This window comes from Nocardioides ginkgobilobae (assembly GCF_054781275.1).
Map to the genome: position 1 here is coordinate 98,299 of NZ_BAAGUS010000003.1, position 21,389 is coordinate 119,687.

Here is a 21,389-nt window from a genome sequence, read left to right on the forward strand (position 1 = left end):
CTCGAGGTGGGACTCGAGGTGCACGAACGCGCACCAGCGCGTCCCCAGGCCTCGACCCGCACCTCGACCCGCACCTCGACCCGCACCTCGACCCGCACCTCGACCCGCGAGGCGAGACGCGGCGCAGCCCGGGCAGCTCAGACCGGCCGCCCGGGCCCCGGCTGGCACCGCGGGCACCACCAGGTACGCCGGTTGGCCGGGTCGTTCGGGACCTCCTCGACCATCTGCACGGTGGTCCCGCAGCGCAGGCAGGGCCGGCGCTGGCGGCCCGCGACCCAGTGGGAGTCCCCGCGCCGGCCGAGACCGGTGGTGACCTGGTAGGCGCCGGGGACGGTCGCGGAGTGGCGCAGCGCGGTGACGGCCCGGTCGACCAGCCGCGGGACGTCGACCTCCCCGATCGGGGTCCACGGGCTGGTGCCGAGCAGGAACGCGAGCTCGTTGGCCCACAGGTTCCCCAGCCCCGCGACCCGGGTCTGGTCCAGCATCGCGCTGACGAGCGGGGTCGTGGGGTCGGCCCGCAGACGGCGTACCGCCTCCTCGCGGTCGAGGTCCTCGTGCAGCAGGTCCGGCCCGAGGTGCCCGACGATCCGGTGCTCCTGGTCGGTGGCGACGAGGTCCAGCTGGTGCAGCCGCAGCCCCCAGGCGGTGCCGGTCGGGGTCTCGAGCACCACGCGCACCTGGTGCTGCAGCCGCGACGGCAGCCGCTTGCCGGGTCCGGTCACCGACCACTCGCCGTCCATGAGCAGGTGGCTGTGCAGCGTCACCCCGCCGGAGAACCGCTGCAGCAGGTGCTTGCCGTGGGTCGCGTGCTCGATGACCTCGCGCCCCGACAGGTCGCGCGTGGCCAGCCGCGGCACGCGGAGGTCCGAGCGCGTCACGGTACGCCCCAGCAGCCCGCGGTCGAGCCGCCGCGCGAGCTTCCAGACGCTGTCCCCCTCCGGCACGGTCCCGAGCCTAGGAGCGGGCTGGGCGCCGACCGCATGCGGTGCGGAAATGACGGGTCGACGGTTCAGGACTGACGGTTCGGCGGTTCAGAAGTGACGGTTCGGCGGTGCGCTCCTGGCCGGTCGTCGGTGGGGTCGCCTAGGGTCGCGGACGTGCCGGAGTTCACCTGGCTGCCCGCCAACCGAGCCACTCCCGAGGACGTCGAGGCCGTGCTCGGCGCCGGTGGCGCGCGCCGTTGTCGGTGCCAGGGCCTGAAGGTCGAGGGCTGGATCTGGCGCGACAGCACCCAGCAGGAGCGGGAGGCCGCGCTGGTCGCGCAGACCGCGTGTGGCACCGACGGCCCGACGTCCGGCCTCATCGGGTACGTCGACGGCGACCCGGCCGGCTGGGTGGCGGTCGAGCCGCGCGAGAACTACCTGCGCATCTGGAGCCGCAAGCAGCCCTGGATGCGGATGGACCCCCAGCTCGAGGGCGTCTGGTCCGTGACCTGCTTCGTCGTCGCCAAGGGCCACCGCGGCACGGGGCTGACCTACGAGCTGGCCGCGGCGACCGTCGAGCACGCCCGAGAGCAGGGCGCCAGGGTGCTCGAGGGCTACCCGATGGAGCCCGCGCCGGGGAAGAAGGTCATCTGGGACGAGGCCTCGGTGGGCCTGCTCCCGGTCTTCCTGGAGGCCGGCTTCGAGGTCCACGCCTCCCCGACGCTGCGCCGCCGGGTCGTGCGCCACCACCTCGGAGCCGACGCCGGAGCGGGGCCCGCGCCCGCCGGCTCCTAGGCTCGGACCGTGCCCGCCCGCCTCCGCCTCGCCGACCCCGACGAGCTCGCCGCCGCCCTCGACCGCATCCGTGCCGGGGGCGAGGAGCGTGCCGACCTCAAGCTCGTCGTCAAGCACGTGCTGGCGGTGCTCGAGCAGCGCGCGCCCGGGCACTCGGTCGAGGTCCGCGTCCCGCCGTACGCCGCCGTCCAGTGCATCCCCGGGGTGCGGCACACGCGCGGGACCCCGCCGGCGGTCGTGGAGACCGACGCGCTGACGATGGTCGCGCTGGCCACGGGCGAGCTGTCCTGGGCCGACGCCCGCGCCCAGGGGCGGGTCAGCGCGTCCGGGGAGCGCACCGACCTGTCGACGTACCTGCCGCTGCTCTGACCCGGCACCGCGGTTAACGTGCGGGCATGAGCGACGACCTCAAGGCCCGCGTCCAGTCCGTCCTGCCCGCCCTGCGCAAGGACCTCGAGGACCTCGTGCGGATCGAGTCGGTGAGCGCCGACCCGGCGCGCGCGGGCGAGGTGCAGCGCTCCGCCGAGGCGGTGAAGGCGCTCTTCGACGCCGAGGGCTTCACCAGCGAGATCGTCAGCGAGGACGGCGGCGCCCCCGCGGTCATCGCGCACAAGCAGGGTCCGGAGGGCGCGCCGACGGTGCTGCTCTACGCCCACCACGACGTGCAGCCCGAGAACGACCACGCCGACTGGGACTCCCCGCCGTTCGAGCCGACCGAGCGCGGCGACCGGCTCTACGCCCGCGGCGCGGCCGACGACAAGGCCGGCATCGCCGCCCACCTGGGCGCGGTCCGGGTCTTCGGCGACGACCTGCCGGTCAACGTCGTGATGTTCATCGAGGGCGAGGAGGAGGTCGGGTCCGAGACCCTCCCGGCGCTCCTGGAGAAGCACCAGGAGGCGCTGCGCGCCGACGTCATCGTCATCGCCGACTCCGGCAACTGGGACATCGGCGTCCCCGCGCTGACTACCAGCCTGCGCGGCCTGGTCCGCATGGACATCGAGGTCCGCACGCTCACCCACGCCGTGCACTCCGGCATGTGGGGCGGCCTGGTGCCCGACTCGCTCATGGCGCTGAGCCGGGTGCTCACCAGCCTCCACGACGACGAGGGCAACGTGGCGATCGCCGGCCTGCACAGCGGCCCGGCCGCCGACGTGGACTACCCCGAGGACCGGCTGCGCGCCGAGTCCGGTGCCGCCCCGGGCATCGAGTGGATCGGCTCCGGCTCGGCCGTCGAGCGGCTCTGGACCAAGCCTGCGCTCTCCATCACCGGCCTCGACGCGCCCCAGGTGGCGGGTGCCTCCAACACCCTGGTCCCGGCCGCCCGCGCCCGGCTCTCCCTGCGCATCGCCCCCGGCGACACCACCGAGAACGCCGTCGCCCGCCTCACCGAGCACCTCGAGGCGCACGTCCCCTGGGGCGCCACCCTCACCACCACCGTCGTCGACACGGGCGAGGCGACCGCCATCGACGCCACCGGACCGGCGTACGACGCCGCGCGCGCCGCCTTCGCCCAGGCCTGGGACGGCACCGAGCCGATCGACATGGGCGTGGGCGGGTCGATCCCGTTCATCGCCGAGTTCCTCGACGCCTTCCCCGAGGCCAGCGTGCTCGTCACCGGCGTCGAGGACCCCGACACGCGCGCCCACGGCGCGAACGAGGGCCTGCACCTCGCGGAGTTCGAGCGGGTCGTGCTGGCCGAGACGCTGCTGCTGGCCAAGCTCGGCTCCGCCTGAGAGCCGCCGGCCGTCGTACGACGCGGCCGCCCCGGCCCCGCCCGGCCGGCGCGTCCTCCCCGGAGGATGCGCCGGCTGGACGACGCAGCACCAGCGCTCCGTAGGCGACCTGTCCCACGATCTGGGACGGCCCCATCCGAAAGGCACCCCTGTCCGAATGCTGTACGGGGTGAGTGACGGCCGTCACTGCCTCGACGTAGGTTGCACAGCCTGGTGGGGAGCCTCCGATCCCCATCGTCGACACGGCGCCAACATGGGGAAGGGGCCACGCCATGACCGAGACCGCAGCACGCACACCCGACACGGGAGGCAGTGCCGAGCAGGCCAGGGCCAGCCTGGACCGTCGCCGCTTCGTCGGCTACGTCCTGGGCGGGGCGACGCTCGTCACCGCCGCCGACATGAGTCTGGGGCGGGCCAAGAGCCGCCTGGGCCTGGGAGGTGCCGCGCACGCGGCGAACCCCAGCGCCCCGCAGATCCCCGAGCTGTACGACCTCGAGGACCTCCAGACCGATGGTGCCTTGCCAACCAGCCAGTTGATCACTGTGACCATCGACGAGCGCGGGCACGCGAATTTCGAGTTCCCGCGCACCGAGGTCGGCCAGGGCATCATCACCTCGACGATGATGATCCTCGCCGAGGAGCTCGACCTCCCGATGAAGAAGGTGCACGTCCAGCTGGCGCCGGCCCGGCCCGAGCTGCTGCTCAACCAGCTCACCGGTGGCTCCAACACCACTGTCTCCACCTTCACCCCCGTTCGCGTTGCCGCCGCCATCGCCCGCCAGCAGCTGCTCGAAGCCGCAGCCGCGCGCCTGGGGGGTGACGTCACCCGCCTGACCACGATCGCAGGCACCGTCGTCGACACCGCGGGCAACATCCTGTCCTACGGCGAGCTCTCCGCCGACGCTGCCAGCGACGCCTTCAAGGAGGTCTCGGTCACGCTGCGGCCGCCGTCGTCGTTCCGCATGATCGGCACCGGCCAGCGTCGTGAGGACGCCCGCGCCGCGGTCACCGGCAAGAAGAAGTTCACCACCGACCTCGACGTCAAGGGCGCCCTGCCCACGATGGTCTGCCGACCGCCGGACCACCGCGGCACTGCGGTCCGCCTGCGCAACGAGTCGGCGATCATGAAGATGCCCGGCGTCACTCACGTCGCGCAGATCCCGACCGGCATCGCCGTGCGGGCGAAGACGTTCGGCCACTGCATCGACGCCATCCGCGCCATGGACGTCGAGTGGCAGCCCGGTCCGGTCGCCGGCAAGTCCGACGACACGATCCTCGAGGAATTGGCCGCGGCCGAGCTGCCGATGGTTGTGCCGGACGTCCCGGTGCTCGCCGAGCAGATCGACACCAAGTTCGAGTTCATGTTCCGCTCCAGCGCCGCGCTCGAGCCGTACGCCGCCATCGCCGACGTCCGTGAGGACGGAGCCGAGATCTGGGCAGGCCTGAAGGTGCCGATCCTGGCTCAGGAAAACATCGCCCTCGAGTTGGGGATGACCCCGGACCAGGTGAAGGTCAACGTGATCACCGGTGGTGGCTCCTTCGGCCACAAGCTCTTCGGCGACCACGCCATCGAGGCCGCCCGCTGCTCGGCGGCGATGGGCGTCCCGGTCAAGCTGATGTGGCACCGTGCCGACGAGCCGCGCCAGGGCCGCCTCCACCCGATGGCGACCTCGCGGGTGCGGGCAACGGTGCTTCAGGGTCAGGTGCTCTCCTTCGAGCAGCGCCACACCAGCGTCGTCACGGACTTCAGCCACGGCCTGGGCGAGATCATCACGTCCACCCTGGACGAGGCCCCCACCGAAGTCGGTCGCTTCGTCGGCGGGTTCACCTTCGCCCAGACGATCTTCACGCTCACTCAGGAGCTGCCCTACAACATGGGCGTCATCACCCAGCTGCTCAACGAGACCAACCAGGACTTCTCCACCGGCTCCATGCGCAACATCTACAGCCCCGACACCTGCGTCGCGGCCGAGCTCACGATCGACCAGATCGGGGCCAAGATGGGCAAGGACCCCCTCGAGATCCGTCGCGAGCTGGTGCGCAACGACCGTGTGCGCGCTGCTCTCGAGGCCGTCGCAAAGCGGGGCAACTGGGGCCGGCGGATGCCCGCGGGCACCGCGCAGGGCATTGCGCTCCATAAGGAGTACAAGGGCTGCACCGCGGTCCTTGTAGAGATCGACTGCCGGCCGCAGACGGTCAACCGCCGCATCCCCAACGCCGTCACCGGTCCCCGCGTCACCAAGGCGGTCATCGCCGTCGACGCCGGCCTGGTCATCAACCCGATGGGCCTCGAGGCCCAGATGCAGGGCGGGTTCATGGACGGCATGGCGCTCACCCTCACCAGCAGCTGCCACCTGGAGGACGGCAAGTTCCTCGAGGCGAGCTGGGACAACTACTTCTACACCCGGCAGTGGAACGTCCCGTTCGACCTCGACGTGATCGTCATGGACCCCGACACCGAGCAGCCCGGCGGTGCCGGCGAGGCGGCGGTGGGCTCCTCGGCGGCCGCGATCGCGTGCGCCTACGCCCGCGCGACCGGCAAGCTCCCGACCCGGTTCCCGATCAACCACGACACGATCTCGTTCAAGCCCAAGACCTTCATCCCACCCATCCCCCCGTCGCCGCGCAACGGCCTGAAGAACCGCTGAGGAGCACGTCATGGCCAAGCACAGCTTCATCGTCAACGGCGAGCGCGTCACCGTGAAGGTCGACAAGGACGTCCGGCTCCTGTGGGTGCTCCGCGACATCCTCGGGGTCACCGGCCCCAAGTACGGCTGCGGCATCAACGTCTGCAAGGCGTGCACCTCGCACGTCAACGGCAAGGCGGTCAACCCGTGCGCCATCCCCGTCGGGGACCTCCGTCCCGACGACGAGGTGACCACCATCGAGGGCCTGGCCGACACCGTCGGCAAGGACCTGCACCCGATGCAGGAGGCCTGGATCGACCGGGACGTCGCCCAGTGCGGCTACTGCCAGCCCGGTCAGATCATGGCCGCGGTCGACCTGGTCAACCGGGTGCGGGCGGAGAACCGCGCGATCACCGACCGCGACCTGGACTCGATCCGCAACATCTGCCGCTGCGGCACCTACACCCGCATCCGCGAGGCGATCGTGCAGGGCGCCCGGAAGATGTGACCGCTCGGGGCCCGGCCCCGACCACGGCGAACGCCGCCACCAGCAGCACCAGAGGCACCGGCACCGCCCGTCCCCGGACAGGGGGCGGGCGGTGCTGCGTCCCGCGTAGAATCCCGCCCGTGCCCTTCCAGAGCAGTGGCCCTCGTGCCCGCAGGGGCGGTGACGGACGTCTGACCGACGCGCTGGACCCGCACGACCAGGGACCCCAGGACGCCTGCGGCGTCTTCGGCGTCTGGGCCCCGGGGGAGGACGTCGCCAAGCTGACCTACTTCGGCCTGTACGCCCTGCAGCACCGCGGCCAGGAGTCCGCCGGCATCGCGGTGAGCAACGGGCGCCAGATCCTGGTCTACAAGGACATGGGTCTGGTCTCGCAGGTCTTCGACGAGTCCACGCTCGACTCCCTCAAGGGCCACCTCGCGATCGGCCACTCGCGCTACTCCACCACCGGCGCGAGCACGTGGCAGAACGCCCAGCCGACCTTCCGGCCCACCGTCGACGGCTCGATCGCGCTGGGCCACAACGGCAACCTGATCAACACCCACGAGCTGCGCGAGCAGGTGGCGGCCCTCCCCGGCCCCGAGGACGAGCTCGACCTGCACCAGCGCCCGGGCGAGGCCGCCACCAACGACACCAGCCTGGTGACCGCGCTCATGGCCCACCACCCCGACTCCACGCTGGAGCAGCGGGCGCTGGAGGTGCTCCCGCTCCTGCGCGGGGCCTTCTGCTTCGTGTGGATGAACGAGGACACCCTGTACGCCGCCCGCGACCCCCAGGGCATCCGGCCGCTGGTCCTGGGTCGCCTCGACCGCGGCTGGGTCGTGGCCTCCGAGGACGCCGCCCTGAAGACCATCGGCGCCTCGGTCGTCCGCGAGGTCGAGCCCGGCGAGATGCTCGTCATCGACGAGAACGGCCTGCGCTCGCACCACTTCGCCGAGCCCGAGCCCAAGGGCTGCGTGTTCGAGTACGTCTACCTCGCCCGCCCGGACGCCACCATCGCCGCGCGCAGCGTGCACCAGGCGCGCGTGGAGATGGGCCGCCAGCTGGCGCGCGAGTTCCCGGTCGAGGCCGACCTGGTCATGCCGGTGCCGGAGTCCGGCACCCCCGCCGCCGCGGGGTACGCCGAGGAGTCGGGTATCCCCTTCGGCCAGGGGTTCGTGAAGAACGCCTACGTCGGGCGCACCTTCATCCAGCCCAGCCAGACCCTGCGCCAGCTGGGCCTGCGGCTGAAGCTCAACGCCCTCGAGCACATGGTGCGCGGCAAGCGGCTGGTCGTCGTGGACGACTCGATCGTGCGCGGCAACACCCAGCGTGCCCAGATCCGGATGCTGCGCGAGGCCGGCGCCCTCGAGGTGCACGTGCGCATCTCGAGCCCCCCGGTGAAGTGGCCCTGCTTCTACGGCATCGACTTCGCCACCCGCGCGGAGCTGATCGCCAACGGCCTGGACGTCGAGGAGATCGCCGCCAGTGTGGGCGCGGACTCGCTCGGCTACATCTCCCTCGACGGGATGATCGAGTCCACCGGCCAGCGGGCCGACGCGCTCTGCACGGCCTGCTTCACCGGTGAGTACCCCGTCGAGCTGCCCGACGAGTCCCTGCTCGGCAAGCACCTGCTCGAGGCCACCTTGAGCTCGCCCACGATGGGCCGGGCGCTGCCGGTCCTCAACAACCCCTGAGCCAGGAGCCCCCCGCTGTGAGCGATTCCCCGACGAGCCACACCGCCGGCAACGCCTACGCCGAGGCCGGCGTCAACATCGAGGCGGCCGACCGGGCCATCGACCTGATGAAGGTGTGGGTGGAGAAGGCCAAGCGTCCCGAGATGATCGGCGGCCTCGGTGGCTTCGCCGGGCTCTTCGACGCCTCCGCCCTCACCCGCTACAAGCGTCCGCTGCTCGCCACCTCCACCGACGGAGTCGGCACCAAGGTCGCCATCGCGCAGGCCATGGACGTCCACGACACCATCGGCCGCGACCTGGTCGGCATGGTCGTCGACGACCTGGTCGTCTGCGGGGCCGAGCCGCTCTTCATGACCGACTACATCGCCACCGGCCGGGTCGTCCCGGAGCGGATCGCCGCGATCGTCAAGGGCATCGCGGAGGGCTGCGTCGAGGCCGGCTGTGCGCTGGTCGGCGGCGAGACCGCCGAGCACCCGGGGCTGCTGCACCCCGACGAGTACGACGTGGCCGGTGCCACCACCGGTGTCGTCGAGGCCGACGACCTGCTCGGCCCCGGGCGCGTGCGCCCCGACGACGTCGTGCTGGCCATGGCCTCCTCGGGCCTTCACTCCAACGGCTACTCCCTGGTGCGCCACGTGCTGCTCTCCGAGCACGGCGCGGGCTGGGCCCTGGACCGCCACGTCGACGAGCTCGGCGGCGACCTCGGCACCACCCTGCTGACCCCGACGCGCATCTACGCCAAGGCCTGCCTGGACCTCGCGCGCACGGTCACGGTGCACGCGATGTCGCACGTCACCGGCGGCGGTCTGGCGGCCAACCTCGAGCGGGTCATGCCGGTCGAGCTGTCCGCGACGATCGAGCGCGGCACCTGGACCCCCGAGCCGGTCTTCGACCTCGTACGCCGGGTCGGGGACGTCTCCCAGGCCGACCTGGAGGCGACGCTCAACTGCGGCGTCGGGATGGTCGCCCTGCTCCCGGCCGACCAGGTCGACGCCGCCGTCGCCGTGCTCGAGGGCTACGGCATCCACGCTTGGCCCGCAGGCCGCGTGGGCGCCGCGACCGGTCGCGGCGGTGCCGTCGAGCTGGTGGGTCAGCACCCCGGCTGGTGACCCCGGTCGGTGACCCGGGGGCTTCCCGGCGAGCCACTCGGAGCAGGGCATCGACGTGACGCCCGTCACGCCACGCGCTGGCCGGGCCGGCGTCGTGCGGTGAATAGCAGGATGGGTGTGCGGGAACAGCCGGGCAGCAGGTAGCGTTGCGCCCACGAGTGTTCGAGAGCAGCCCGGGAGCCACGTGCCCCGGCCAAGTGTGCGAGGGGGCTGGACCCTATGGGCCGCGGCCGTGCAAAAGCCAAGCAGACCAAGGTCGCTCGCGAACTCAAGTACCGGACTCACGAGACGGACTTGAGCGCGCTGGCGGCGGAGCTCCACGGGGGCGAGTCCCGTGACGAGGCGGAGGACCACGACGAGTGGTCCGACATCGCCGACCAGCGTCGCGACTGACGACGAGCACGCGCCAGCGAACTCGTCGATCGGTGGTCGAGCGAGCGGCACGGCTGGGCCTGCGAAGCCGTGACCCGCGTGTCGAGACCCCGTCGATGCGGGCGACAGCAACCTGACGACGAGCCGGTCCTCCCCCACGGGGAGGACCGGCTCGGGTCAGCCGTGGCCGCGCGCGGTCAGGGTCTTCAGGCGTGGCCCGGCACCCACACGCCGCGCAGCCGGCCCACCGAGCGGATCCGCTCCTCGGCGACCCGGTCGGCGGCGACCGCCGGCGTGACCCCGTCGGCCTGCGCGAGCGCGAGCACCCGTCGCGTGGTGTCGAGGATCCCGGTGGCGCGTTGCTGCGCCCGCTCGAAGGAGAACCCGCGCGGGTCGAGCTCGTCGGCGACCTGGATCAGCCCGCCCGCGTTGACGACGTAGTCGGGGGCGTAGGTGATCCCGGCGTCCACGAGGTGCTTGTCGACGCCGGCGTGCGCGAGCTGGTTGTTGGCGGCGCCGCACACGACGCGCGTGCCCTGCGCACCGAGGACGTCGACGACCCGGTCGTCGAGCGCCCCACCCATCGCGCACGGCGCGTAGACGTCCAGCCCGGCGGTGAGCAGCTCCTCGACCGAGCCCACGGCGCGGACCTCCGGGTGCGCCGCGACGACGGCTCGCACGGCGGCGTCCACGACGTCGGTGACGACCACGTCGGCGCCCTCCTCGACCAGGTGCGCGACCAGGTGCCGCCCGACCTTGCCGACGCCGGCGACGCCGACGCGGCGGCCCTCGAGCGAGGTGGAGCCCCACGTGGCCTCGGCTGCGGCGCGCATGCCCTGCAGCACGCCGTACGCCGTGAGGACCGAGCTGTCGCCCGCGCCGCCGTGGGCGACGGTGCGACCCGTGACGAAGTCGCACTCGCGACCGACGTGGTCCATGTCCTCGCTGGTGGTGCCGATGTCGCAGGCGGTGCGGTAGCGACCGCCGAGGGTCTGGACGAAGCGGCCGTAGGCGCGCAGCAGGGCCTCGCCCTTCAGCACGGCCGGGTCGCCGACGATGACGGCCTTGCCGCCGCCCAGGTCGAGCCCGGCGACTGACGCCTTGTAGGTCATGCCGCGGGAGAGGTCGAGGACGTCGCGCAGCGCGGCCTCGGTGCTGGCGTAGGGGAAGAAGCGGGTCCCGCCGAGGGCGGGACCGAGGGCCGTGGAGTGGATCGCGACGACGGCGCGCAGGCCGGTGGCGGCGTCCTGGCACACGACGACCTGCTCGTGCTCGGCGGCGGCCTCGAGGAGGTCGAAGGACTGGCTCGTGGGCTGGCTCGTGGGCTGGCTCGTGGACATGGTGGGTCCGTTCTGCTCGGGGCCGCGGGGGTGGTGCGGCCGGTGGGGCCCGCAGGGGTGGCGCGGGTCACACCCAGGCTAGTGCGCGTCGGCGGTGCCGCGCAGCACGACCACGTCCCCGTGGGTGCCGTAGCCGCAGACGCGACCGCCGTGCGGGGTGCCGTCGAAGGTCACGAGCAGCCAGCCGCTCGCGCCGTCACGGTCGTCGCGCACGAGCGTGGGCCAGGGGATGTTGGTGGGGAAGTCGCCGTCGAGGCGGCCGGTCGGTCGCAGCTCGGCGTCGAGCACCACCCACTGCTCGCGCGCGCCGCGCGGGCCGTCGGGCCCGTCGGAGGCGAGCACCACCACGCCGCCCGGCACGTCGGGTCGCAGCAGCAGCGTCGGCCCCTCGGTGGCGGTGCGTCCCAGCGCCGCCGCCCGCAGCTGCAGCGAGCGCAGGTCCGGTCCCTCGGCGAGCACCGGGTGGAAGCGGAAGAAGCGCGAGGCGCTGACGTAGCCGACCAGCCACCCGGACCCGGTGCGCACGAGGTGCGGGTCCCAGACACCCACGGAGACCAGTCCGTCGGTGGGCAGGCGCAGCGGCTCGGTGCGCAGCACGTGGACCCCGCGCAGCACGTCCGGGCCGGCGGCGGCCTCGCAGCGGGCGAGCAGCACCTCGACCCGGGCGCCGTCGCGGTCGGGGTCCAGGTCGCCCCAGGTGCTGGTGGCGACCAGCCACTCCTCCCCGTCGCGCAGCACGTGCACGGCGTGGTCGCCGTGCACCATCCGCTCGCCGGGGCGGTGGAAGAACAGGTCCGCGGTCTGCTCCAGCGCCAGGCTGCCCGGGTCGAGCGCCCACACCGAGGCGTGCCCGGTGCCGAACGGGCCCGGCCCGGCACTGGTGGCGCTGAGCCGCACGCGCCCGTCGCCGGCGTCGTACGCCGTGCCGTCGGCGTGCGTGACGACGCGGATGTCGCGCAGCCCGAGCTGGCCGAAGCCCCCGGCGAGCAGCGACGTCGCCGGGCCGTCGTGCCCGACCTGGAGCCGGTCGAGCCAGTCGGGCTCGCGCACCAGCGCGGCCGCGCGCGCCTGGGTGTCGGCCAGGTCGACGCGGGCGCGGCCGGTCCAGGGGCCGTCGGGGACCTCGCGGGTCAGGACGGTGACGTGGGTGCCGGTGAGCGCCAGGCCGAGCGCGGCGACCGGTCCCGCCCGGCCCGAGCGGCGGCTGCGCAGCACCGACGGCCCCGCGGGACCGTCGACCTCCAGCCAGCAGCTGCCGGCGGCGTACACCGCCGAGAGCGAGAGGCCCTCCCCGGCGAGCGTGAGCACGAGCCGCTCCTCGCCGGTGCCGGCCAGCCCCGCCTCCACCGCGGCGTACGGCGCCGGGCGCGGCAGCGGGGTCAACGAGCTGCGGCGGGGGTCGACCCGCTGCACCGGCCGGTCGAGCGCGGAGACCAGGTCGACGGGGCGCAGGCGGGCGACCTCGGAGTACCGCAGGCCGAGCGGGTCGACAGGTGCCCCGCTGCGGCTCAGGCCAGCCTCCGGCGCAGCTCGGCCACGGCGACGGCGACCTCGCGCTCGAGCAGCTCGAGCTTGGGCTCGATGCCCGTGAGGTTCCCGGCGTGGGCGTGCGCCTCCACCGCGGCCGAGGCCGCCGACACGCGCGGCAGCCCGAGGTTGAGGGCGCTGCCCTTGACCAGGTGCGCGGTGGTGAAGGTGGCGTAGGCGTCCCGCGACGCCAGGGCGGTACGGATGTCGGCGACCTGCCCGTCGATCCGCCCGACGAAGGAGCGGGCGGTGCGGTCGAAGAAGCTCTCGCCGTCCTTGACCAGCTCGGCCAGCACCTTGCGCCGCTCCTCGTCGACGACCGGGTCCTCGCCCGGGGGCAGCCCGGCGGCCGGCTCGGCGGACAGGTCCCGGGCGCTGTCCGGCTCCGCCGGGTCGGCGAGCGCCGTCGCGGTGCCGCCGGAGGTCGCGGACCGGGCACCGGTCTGGGCGGTGACCCGGGGAGCGGGGCCGCTCGGGCGGGGTGCGGGGACCGCGCCGGAGCCCCGGGTCCAGCGCTGCACCACCTCCTCGAGCTGGGTGGGGTCCACGGGCTTGGTGAGGAAGTCGTCCATGCCCGCGGTCAGGCAACGCTCGCGCTCGCCCTCCAGGGCCGAGGCGGTCATGGCGATGATCGGCACCCGGGTGCCGCGCGGCTCGCCGCCGCGGATCGCCCGGGTGGCGTCGATGCCGTCGATGCCGGGCATCCGGCAGTCCATGAGGACCAGGGCGTAGCCGTGGTCAGGCCCGGCCAGCGCGGCGATCGCGGCTTCCCCGTCGTCGGCGACGTCGACCTCGACCCCCAGTGCCTCGAGCAGTCCGGTGGCCACCAGCTGGTTGACCGGGTTGTCCTCGACGACCAGGACCCGCAGGTCCAGCGACGGCACCACCAGCCGGCGCGGGGCGCGGGACGCGGGCTCCTGCGGCTCACCGAGCGTGCGCAGCACGGCGGCCTGGAGCTCGGAGTGGCGCACCGGCTTGGACAGCGTGGTGCTGATGCCGGCCTCGCGGGCGGTGCGGGCGCCGACCCCCTGGTCGGAGGTGAGCAGCACCAGGGCCAGGTCGGCCAGTGCCGGGTCGGCCTTGATGATCCGGGCCAGCTCGAGGCCGTCGATGCGCGGCAGGACCAGGTCGAGCAGGGCGAGGGTGAAGGGTCGCTGGGCGCGCTGGGCCTCGCGCAGCGTCGCCAGGCACTCGGCCGGGGTCGCCACGGCGACCGGCTCCAGGTGCCAGGCCCGCAGCTGCTCGGTGAGGATGAACCGGTTGGTCTCGTTGTCGTCGACCACCAGCACCCGCCGGCCGCGCAGCGACTCCGGCGCGGCGCTCGTGCGCCGCGGCGAGGAGGGGGTGTGGCCCAGCCGCGCGGTGAAGGAGAAGGTCGAGCCCTCGCCGACCGCGGAGTCGACCTGGATCTGGCCCGCCATCGCCTCCACCAGCTGCTGGCAGATCGCCAGGCCCAGCCCGGTGCCGCCGTGGCGGCGGGTGGTGGCGAGGTCTGCCTGGGTGAAGGCGTCGAAGAGGTGCGCCTGGGCCGAGGCCGGGATGCCGATGCCGGTGTCGCAGACGTCGACGCGCAGGACCACGCCGTCGCGGTCCTGGTGCTCGACCCGGGCCTGGATCGAGACCTCGCCGTCCTCGGTGAACTTCACGGCGTTGGAGCCGAGGTTGGTGAGCACCTGGCCGAGCCGGGTCGGGTCGCCGCGCAGGTAGTCCGGGACGTCGGGGTGGCAGGCGACGACCAGCTCGACGCCCTTCTCGTGGGCGCGGCCGGCGAGGACCGAGGCGGTCTGCTCGAAGACCGAGCGCACCTCGAAGTCGACGTCCTCCAGCTCGAGCTTGCCGGCCTCGATCTTCGACAGGTCGAGGATGTCGTTGATGATCGCCAGCAGGGAGAGCCCGGACTGGTGGACCCCGTCGGCCAGGCGACGCTGGTGGTCGTCGAGCTCGGTGCGCAGCAGCAGCTCGTTGAGGCCGATGACGCCGTTCATCGGGGTGCGGATCTCGTGGCTCATCGTGGCCAGGAACTCCGACTTCATCCGTGAGGCCTCCATGGCCCGGTCGCGGGCGTCGGCGAGGTCGGCGGCGGCGCGCTCGCGCTCGGCGACGACGCCCAGCTGTGCGGCGACCTGCTCGACCAGCTCGTGGGAGGCCTCGGAGAGCGGGTCCTCGTCGGCCAGGACCTCCAGGACCGCGAGCACCTCGCCGCTCGCCACGACCGGCATCGTCACCCGGGAGACGGCCCGGCCGCGGTCGAGCAGCGGCTGCACGGCGACCTCGCCCGATCCCAGCACCTGCGCGGCGAGGTCGGTGGGACTCGGCGCACGACCGGGCTCGCCGTGGTCGTCGCGCCGCTGGCCGAGCCCGGTGTCGAGGGCAGGCCACACCTGGGTCAGCACCCCGGGCCGCTCGGTGGTCCAGGCGGCGACCGGCTGCCAGCCGGTGTGCTCGGGCAGCCGCAGGGCCGCGACCTCGATCGCCTCCTCGAGCGTGCGGGCGCGGTTGGAGGCCATCGCCATCTGCTGCAGCAGCCGGAGCCGTGCGGACGCGGCCGTCGCGGCGACCTCGGCACGGCGGACCTCGGTGACGTCCTGGTTGGTGCCGCCGACCCGCACGGGGCGGCCGGTAGCGGGGTCGCGCACGATCCGGCAGCGGCCGTGGATCCAGCGCTGCTCGCCGTCGGGTCGCAGCACCCGGGCGTCGAACTCGAAGGAGACCCGGTCGCGCAGGGCCTCCTCGGTCACGGCCTGCACGTGCGCGCGGTCGTCGGGGTGCAGGCACGCCGCGAACGCCTCGAACGTGCCGTCGAACTCCTCGCGCGGCACGCCGTAGAGCCGGTGCAGCTGGTCGGACCACACCACCTCCCCGGTCTCCAGGTCCCAGGAGAAGGAGCCGATGCCGGCGATCTCCTGGGCCTCGACCAGTTGGCGGGAGAGCACCTCGTCGTGCGGGTCGGGACCCGGGCCTGCGACCTGCGGGCTGCCCGCCTGCGCGACCCCGCTCGACTCCTGCGCGGGACGCCCCGGGCTGGCGCCGGGGGAGTGCGCGGCGTCGTACGCCGTGAAGCGGTGCAGCCAGCCCAGCGTGCGTCCGTCCTCGCGGACCGGGCTGTAGCTCATGAGGCCGCCGACGAGTGTGCCGTCGGCGCGCTGGAGGGTGACCGGCAGGTTGTCGCGGCCGCGCGTGCCGCGGGCGAGCATCGAGAGGTGCATCTCGATCCGGGTGCGCTGGCCCGCGGGGAAGACCTCGTGCGCGGGCAGGCCGGCCATCTCGCCGAGGTCGCGGCGCAGCAGGTGCGCCATCGCGCGGTTGGCCCACACGGTGGTCCCGCGGCGGTCGAGCACCCACAGGCCGTCGGTCGTCGCGTCGACCACCGACACCAGCCAGTCCGGCTGCTCCACCCGTGTCCCCCCTTCGCCCGTGCCTGCTCCCGAGGTAACCATCATGTCCTGTCCCGCACGTGCGGGGGCCGGAGTGGCCGAGCCGGCGCATCTTTCCGGAAGAACGCGCCGGCTCGGCGGGACCAGGGCAACCAGGGGTCAGCGCAGGGTCATCCGCGGCTCCCCGCCGGAGAGCCCGGTGCCGGCGATGGTGCAGGTGCCCCCGCGCGGGGTGCCGGCGTTCCAGGCCTGGCGCACGCAGCTGCGGGTGGCCAGCTGGCCCCAGTAGTTCGGGTGCAGCGACTCCTGGATGTAGTACGGGCTGCTGGAGCAGCAGGTGCTGACGGTGCGGATCTGGTTGACCCACTCGGTCCGGTCGACCGCGCCGGCCTGGGACCAGGAGGTCAAGCCCTTCTCCTCGTAGAGACCGACCGTGCTCTCGCAGAGGCGCCGGCCGGTGAAGGCCGAGGCCAGGTCGAGGACGCGGGTGTTCGTGAGCCCCGAGGCGGTGATGGCGCTGCGGACGGTGTTGTTGATCGTCGGCAGGGCGGTGGAGTTGGCCCAGTTGGCGTCGGCGTTCCAGAAGCCGCAACCGCCGGTGTTCTGCCGGGTGTAGCCGGTCTCGGCGTAGCGGAAGCCCGAGGCGTTCGGGATCGGCGAGGGGTAGGTCTGCACCAGCAGGGTCCAGGCGCTGTCGGCGTACCCGGCGTTGCGCATGGCGGTGCGGAGGTTCTGGAAGGCGGTGGCGATCCGGGTGCGCACCGCGGTGACGTTGCTGCTGGTGAAGTTCGCGGTCACCGAGCTGTCGTCGTGGCAGTAGTTCTTCCACCAGCTGGGCGAGGAGAGCCAGTTGGCCACGCAGGTGGTGACGATGTCGGCGAAGTTGAAGTCGTTGCCGCCGATGGAGACCACGACCATCTTGACGTTGTTGCTCGAGGCGAACTGCTGCAGCGCCTTGGCCTGGCCGATCCGGCCGGCGCCGTCGTCGTAGAAGTCCAGGCCGGGCTTGAAGTAGGTGCCCGAGGCGTCGGTGGTGGTCCTCGCGCCCGAGCAGGCGAGGTTCTTCCCGAGGGTCCCGGCGCCGATGAAGACCTCGGCGGCCTTGCTGCGGTGGCAGCGCGCGGTCGACTCGCCGGTCGGGGTGTCCCAGTAGGCGGTGGAGCCCAGCGCGTCGGCGTACGACGACGAGACGTTCGAGCTGCCGGCCCAGCGCCCGGCCTCACCGGAGATGTAGGAGTCGCCGACGCTGACGACGTACGGCGTGCCGACCCCGGGTCCGTCGGCGCGGGCGGCCGGGACGGGCAGGAGCGGGGCGGCGCCGCTGGTGAGGGCGCTCAGGAGCGCGGCGAGCAGCAGCAGCACGCCGACGGGGGCGGCGAGGCGGCGCCAGGTGGCGGTGGACGACATGAGGGACCTTTCCCGAGCAGTGATCTGCCTCACAACGAGGCAGGCGCACGCTAGCGGGGCGGGACGGCTCGGGGAAGGGGCGCGGTGGCCGGGCGTCGCGCGGTGGGGTGCGACCGCGCGGTCAGCGCGCTGCCGGCGGACCCACCGAGCCGCGCGTGACGAGCACGTGCGGCACCCGCACGGAGCGCTCGCCGGCCTCGCCGCGCAGCAACCGGACGGTGATCTCGGCGGCCGTGGCGGCCTGGAGCTCGACCTGCTGATCGACGGTGGACAGGCCCATCACCGCGGCGGTGGGGTGACCGTCGATCCCGATGACCGAGAGGTCCTCGGGGATCCTCAGCCCGCGGCGCAAGGCGCCCATGCTGAGGGCGGTGGCGAGCTCGTCGGAGTAGGCGAAGACGGCGGTGGGTGGCTGCGGCAGCGCGACCAGCCGGTCGAGGGCGCGGCTGCCGGCGTCGACGGCCCACGGCTCGGTGACGAGCAGGTCGGAGCGCTCGGGCACGCCTCGGGCAGCGAGCGCGTCGCGGAAGCCGGCGACCCGCAGCAGGTCGGCGTCCCAGGTGGTGTCGTCGGTGTCGCTGGTGCGCACCATCGCGATGTCGCGGTGGCCGGCGTCGAGGAGGTGCTCGACGGCGAGGCGGGCCATCGCGCGGTCGTCCACGTCGACGTGCGGCAGGCCGCGGGCGGCACCGCCGGCGATGACGAGCGGGACGCCGAGCAGGTCGAGGCGGTCGCGCTGCTCGGGCGAGAGCGGCAGGGCGGCGAGCACCACCGCGTCGACCTTGCGTCGGGCCGGCAGGTCGCGCACGAAGGCGCCGCGCTCGGCGGGGCCGGGCACCTGGTAGACGAGCACGTCCATGCCCTCGGCGCGCAGCCCGCGCTCGAGCCCGCCGAGCATCATCGAGTAGAACCACACGTCCATCCGCGGCATCACCACCGCGACCCGGCCGGTCTCGCGACGCGACAGCGAGCTGGCCTCGGGGGAGACGACGTAGGAGAGCTGGTCGGCCACCTCGCGGACCCGGCGGCGCGTCGACTCCCCGACACCCGGCACGTCGCGCAGTGCTCGGGACACCGTGGCGATCGAGACCCCGGCGAGCCGCGCGACGTCGGCCATGTTGGCGGGAGACAGGGATGCGGGCCCGGAGGGGCCCTCGTCGGCCCCTGGGGCCGCTCCCTGCGGCGGCTCGTCCACCCGTTCAGCGTAGGGCAGGCGTGGCCCCGGGGGTGAGGAACGGGTGGGCCCGGGTCTACCCGTCGGGGTATGGGGATGCGACGATTGTCCGGCGACGTCGGCCGGCACGTCTGCCCCCCAGCGCTCCGGCCGGCGTCGCCCCTGTCTCCGCTCGCAGCAGCCGAGGACGCCGAACGGGCAGCTCTCTCCTGGAGAGCTGCCCGTTCGTGGACGAGCGGTGGGTCGGTGTCAGTCCAGGACGCCGGGGGCTGCCTCGTCGTCGAGCCAGTCCTGCCCGTCGTCGTAGTGCTCCCGGTCGGCCGCGTCGTCGCTGCGACCGCGCCGACGGGCTGCGCCCGCTCCAGCGGCGCCGCCGCGGCCGCCACCGGCGGCCGCACCGGTCCGGGCCCCGCCGCTCCCGCGACCGCCCGCGCCGGCTGCCGCCGCGCCGCGGCCGGAGGCGGTGGTACGACCGGCGGTCGAGGCGGCCCCCACGCCACCCCGGGCCGCCGGCCGAGCCTGTGCCGGCGCCCCCGCGACCGCGCCGCGGCCGAGGGTGCCGGAGACCGCCGAGCGGCTCAGGCCGCCCAGGGGTCGGGCCTGCTGGCCGGGTGCGAGGACGCCGGCGCCGATGCCGCGCACGATGCCCACGCCCTTAGCCAGCCCGCCGAGCAGGGCACCGCCGCCGAGGCCGACGCCCACCGCCGTACCGACACCGCCGGGGACGAGTCCCGGGCCGCTGGGGCCAGTGGGGCCGATCGTGGTCGGACCGGTGGGGTCGACCGGGTCCAGCACGGTCGGGTCGATGACGGTGGGGTCCTCGACCTCCGGGTCGGTGGTCTCGTCGACCGGGTCCACCTCGTTGCCGCCGCCGGTGTCGATGTCGGTCGGCTGGCCGATCACGGAGCCGTGGTACGTCGTGCCGGTCGCGCCGCCGGTGCCCCGGCTCCCCGGGATCGGCGCGCGGCTGCCGGGGCCGTCGCCGCCGCCGGGGCCGTCCTGGCCGCCCGGCTCCTCGGGGTCGGGGAGGCCGTGGATCGACTTCATGACCGCAATCGGCTCCTCGTAGCGCCGGTCGAACTCCTCGGCGATCTCGCGGGCCCGCTGCTCACGCAGCGCCTCGCGCTCCTGGAAGGCCGAGACAGCGGCGTTGTGCTTGCCCTGCTCGGTCATCCGCTTCTCGTCGTCCCACTCGGGGTTGTCGGAGAAGGAGCCGGGGTCCATCAGCGGTGCGGTCGCCGGGTCGGAGTCGATCTGGTTGCGCTGGGCGCGGATGTTGGTGATCGTCTGGGCAGCCGACTCCAGCGCGGCCTGACCGCGTCGGAACTCCGCGACCCGGGCGTCGAGGTTGTCGGCGGAGCGACGCATGGCCTTGAACATCGCCGGGCCGGTCTGCCCGCCGATGCCGAGGCCCGCGTTGGCCGCCGATCGGAGGCGGCGCGCGACTTCCTCGAGGCGGCCGACCGACCGGCCCCACTCAAGGACGCCGTTCATCGTCACGACTCCCTCGTCAGCGGGACCAAGGGCCGCGTCCAGCCTCTGCCGCTCGGGTCCATTGCTCATCGGTCGAGTCCTCCCTCGGTCGCGGAGCGCACGCTGCCGACCTCGGCGGCGATGCGATCGAGATCCTCCTGGGCGTGCTGGTCCGCCACGTTGAAGCCCTTGCGGAAGGTCTCGACGCCGTCGTCGTAGTGCTGGAGGTCGTGCACCATCGTCACGAGCGTCTCCTTGACGGCGCGGCGCGCGAGCTCGGTGTGGTGCCCCAGGGCGCTGCCGTTGGGCAGCGTGCCGAAACGGGACTGGGGGACCTGCGCCGGCTCGTAGGTGGCCTGCTCCCTGCCCTCCTGGAGGGCCTCGGTGATGGCCGCGATGGTCTCGGTGTCGATCCGCAGCTCCTGGAGGAACTGCATGATCGCTCCCATGTCGATGGGTGATCCGTCACCGCTGATGGCCACCATGGTCCAGCCTCCCGAAAGCCGTCATCGAGTCGTTGCAGGTCGCTCTTCCTTTACCCCCGCGGACGCGATGGTAAAGGCTCGTCCACGTGCTTTCCCTATCGGCGAGGTCCTCAATCCTCGCCACGCACGTGAGCGGCAGGAGCCGCGGGTTTTGCCGCGAGACCCGCGGGGCAGAACCGGCTCCATGCAACGTCGTGAGCGCCGACAGGGATGGACCAGGCTGGTGATCCAGGCAGTGGGCGGCGTCGCGGCCACGGCCATGCTGGTGACCGGTTGCTCGGGGGAGCCCTCGGACGAGGGGGCGACGCAGCCTCCGGTGACTCCCGAGACCTCGGCCCCGGCCTCCGGTACGCCCGAGGAGTCGCCCTCTGCGATCGAGGAGACCTTCGCCGACGTCGAGGACCCGGCGACGGTGCGCATCCCGACGGGCAAGGTCCCCGGGCTCGACGCTGTCAAGGCGTGGGAGGGAGCGCGGGTCGACGCCACGACCACTCCCATCGGTGCCGAGCTCTTCCTCGGTCCCGGGAGGAGTGCAGTCGTGCTGCTGAAGTCCTACGACGGTCTGTCGGCCCGAGGCTCGGGGGAGGCCGAGCTGCGCTACTGGCGCAAGCGCAACCTCTTCACCGAGGGTCCGGTCGAGGTCATGGACCCCGTCGTCGTGGACGGGCAGCAGCTGCAGCATGCCCGCGGGAGCAGCTCCCTGAGCCTCGTGGACTGGTTCGTCCACGCCGTCGAGGGCCTCACCGTCGAGGTGCTCTTCCTCCTTCCGCTCGACTTCTCCGAGACCGAGCGGGAGGAGTACATCGCGCAGGTCATGGCGACGCTGGAGTTCGAGTGAGGTCGTACGTCGTTCGCTCATGGTGCTCCGA

17 protein-coding genes are annotated in these 21,389 nt (G+C 73.4%); 9 read left to right on the forward strand and 8 right to left on the reverse strand.

Annotation, left to right across the window (positions count from 1 at the left end):
• Nucleotides 1-137: 137 nt before the first annotated feature.
• On the reverse strand, nt 138-944 hold the full coding sequence (locus ACYVID_RS04450; RefSeq protein WP_460734814.1) for a DNA-formamidopyrimidine glycosylase family protein: 807 nt from the start codon (nt 942-944) through the stop codon (nt 138-140).
• A 153-nt stretch (nt 945-1,097) separates the two neighbouring features.
• On the opposite strand from ACYVID_RS04450, the gene ACYVID_RS04455 reads away from it, so the two are divergent.
• From ACYVID_RS04455 to ACYVID_RS04490, 8 genes are all read left to right on the forward strand, one after another.
• Nucleotides 1,098-1,718, forward strand: a complete 621-nt coding sequence (locus ACYVID_RS04455; protein WP_460734816.1) for a GNAT family N-acetyltransferase — start codon at nt 1,098-1,100, stop codon at nt 1,716-1,718.
• Between the two features lie 9 nt (nt 1,719-1,727).
• Complete coding sequence (locus ACYVID_RS04460; protein WP_460734818.1) at nt 1,728-2,087, forward strand: sterol carrier family protein; 360 nt, start codon at nt 1,728-1,730, stop codon at nt 2,085-2,087.
• 26 nt (nt 2,088-2,113) lie between these two features.
• Nucleotides 2,114-3,451 carry a M20/M25/M40 family metallo-hydrolase gene (locus ACYVID_RS04465; RefSeq protein ID WP_460734820.1) on the forward strand — a complete coding sequence of 446 codons (1,338 nt, stop codon included), beginning with the start codon at nt 2,114-2,116 and terminating at the stop codon, nt 3,449-3,451.
• Nucleotides 3,452-3,723: 272 nt separating this feature from the next.
• On the forward strand, nt 3,724-6,099 hold the full coding sequence (locus ACYVID_RS04470) for a molybdopterin cofactor-binding domain-containing protein (RefSeq protein ID WP_460734822.1): 2,376 nt from the start codon (nt 3,724-3,726) through the stop codon (nt 6,097-6,099).
• Between the two features lie 10 nt (nt 6,100-6,109).
• The gene (locus ACYVID_RS04475) at nt 6,110-6,586 is read left to right on the forward strand and encodes a (2Fe-2S)-binding protein (RefSeq protein WP_460734824.1); all 477 of its coding nucleotides are present in this window, start codon (nt 6,110-6,112) and stop codon (nt 6,584-6,586) included.
• 119 nt (nt 6,587-6,705) lie between these two features.
• Nucleotides 6,706-8,259 (forward strand): amidophosphoribosyltransferase, encoded by a 1,554-nt coding sequence (gene purF, locus ACYVID_RS04480; protein WP_460734826.1) that lies wholly within the window; start codon nt 6,706-6,708, stop codon nt 8,257-8,259.
• A gap of 17 nt (nt 8,260-8,276) precedes the next feature.
• Nucleotides 8,277-9,368, forward strand: a complete 1,092-nt coding sequence (gene purM, locus ACYVID_RS04485; protein WP_460734828.1) for a phosphoribosylformylglycinamidine cyclo-ligase — start codon at nt 8,277-8,279, stop codon at nt 9,366-9,368.
• A 219-nt stretch (nt 9,369-9,587) separates the two neighbouring features.
• Nucleotides 9,588-9,761 carry a DUF3073 domain-containing protein gene (locus ACYVID_RS04490; RefSeq protein ID WP_460734830.1) on the forward strand — a complete coding sequence of 58 codons (174 nt, stop codon included), beginning with the start codon at nt 9,588-9,590 and terminating at the stop codon, nt 9,759-9,761.
• Between the two features lie 185 nt (nt 9,762-9,946).
• Here the strand turns inward: ACYVID_RS04490 and ACYVID_RS04495 are convergent, their stop codons facing one another.
• From ACYVID_RS04495 to ACYVID_RS04525, 7 genes are all read right to left on the reverse strand, one after another.
• Nucleotides 9,947-11,080, reverse strand: a complete 1,134-nt coding sequence (locus tag ACYVID_RS04495) for a Glu/Leu/Phe/Val dehydrogenase dimerization domain-containing protein (protein ID WP_460734832.1) — start codon at nt 11,078-11,080, stop codon at nt 9,947-9,949.
• Between the two features lie 78 nt (nt 11,081-11,158).
• A complete protein-coding gene (locus ACYVID_RS04500; protein WP_460734834.1) occupies nt 11,159-12,493 on the reverse strand; it encodes a hypothetical protein in 1,335 nt (444 codons plus the stop codon).
• A gap of 95 nt (nt 12,494-12,588) precedes the next feature.
• A complete protein-coding gene (locus ACYVID_RS04505; RefSeq protein ID WP_460734836.1) occupies nt 12,589-16,002 on the reverse strand; it encodes a response regulator in 3,414 nt (1,137 codons plus the stop codon).
• A gap of 138 nt (nt 16,003-16,140) precedes the next feature.
• Nucleotides 16,141-17,388, reverse strand: a complete 1,248-nt coding sequence (locus ACYVID_RS04510) for an SGNH/GDSL hydrolase family protein (protein WP_460734838.1) — start codon at nt 17,386-17,388, stop codon at nt 16,141-16,143.
• A gap of 121 nt (nt 17,389-17,509) precedes the next feature.
• A complete protein-coding gene (locus ACYVID_RS04515; protein ID WP_460734840.1) occupies nt 17,510-18,583 on the reverse strand; it encodes a LacI family DNA-binding transcriptional regulator in 1,074 nt (357 codons plus the stop codon).
• 228 nt (nt 18,584-18,811) lie between these two features.
• Nucleotides 18,812-20,125: a hypothetical protein gene (locus ACYVID_RS04520; RefSeq protein WP_460734842.1), complete on the reverse strand. Its 1,314-nt coding sequence runs from the start codon at nt 20,123-20,125 to the stop codon at nt 18,812-18,814.
• Nucleotides 20,122-20,520 (reverse strand): hypothetical protein, encoded by a 399-nt coding sequence (locus ACYVID_RS04525; RefSeq protein ID WP_300642498.1) that lies wholly within the window; start codon nt 20,518-20,520, stop codon nt 20,122-20,124. The genes ACYVID_RS04520 and ACYVID_RS04525 overlap by 4 nt, the downstream gene beginning before the upstream one ends.
• A gap of 223 nt (nt 20,521-20,743) precedes the next feature.
• On the opposite strand from ACYVID_RS04525, the gene ACYVID_RS04530 reads away from it, so the two are divergent.
• Nucleotides 20,744-21,358, forward strand: a complete 615-nt coding sequence (locus ACYVID_RS04530) for a hypothetical protein (protein WP_460734844.1) — start codon at nt 20,744-20,746, stop codon at nt 21,356-21,358.
• Nucleotides 21,359-21,389: the final 31 nt, after the last annotated feature.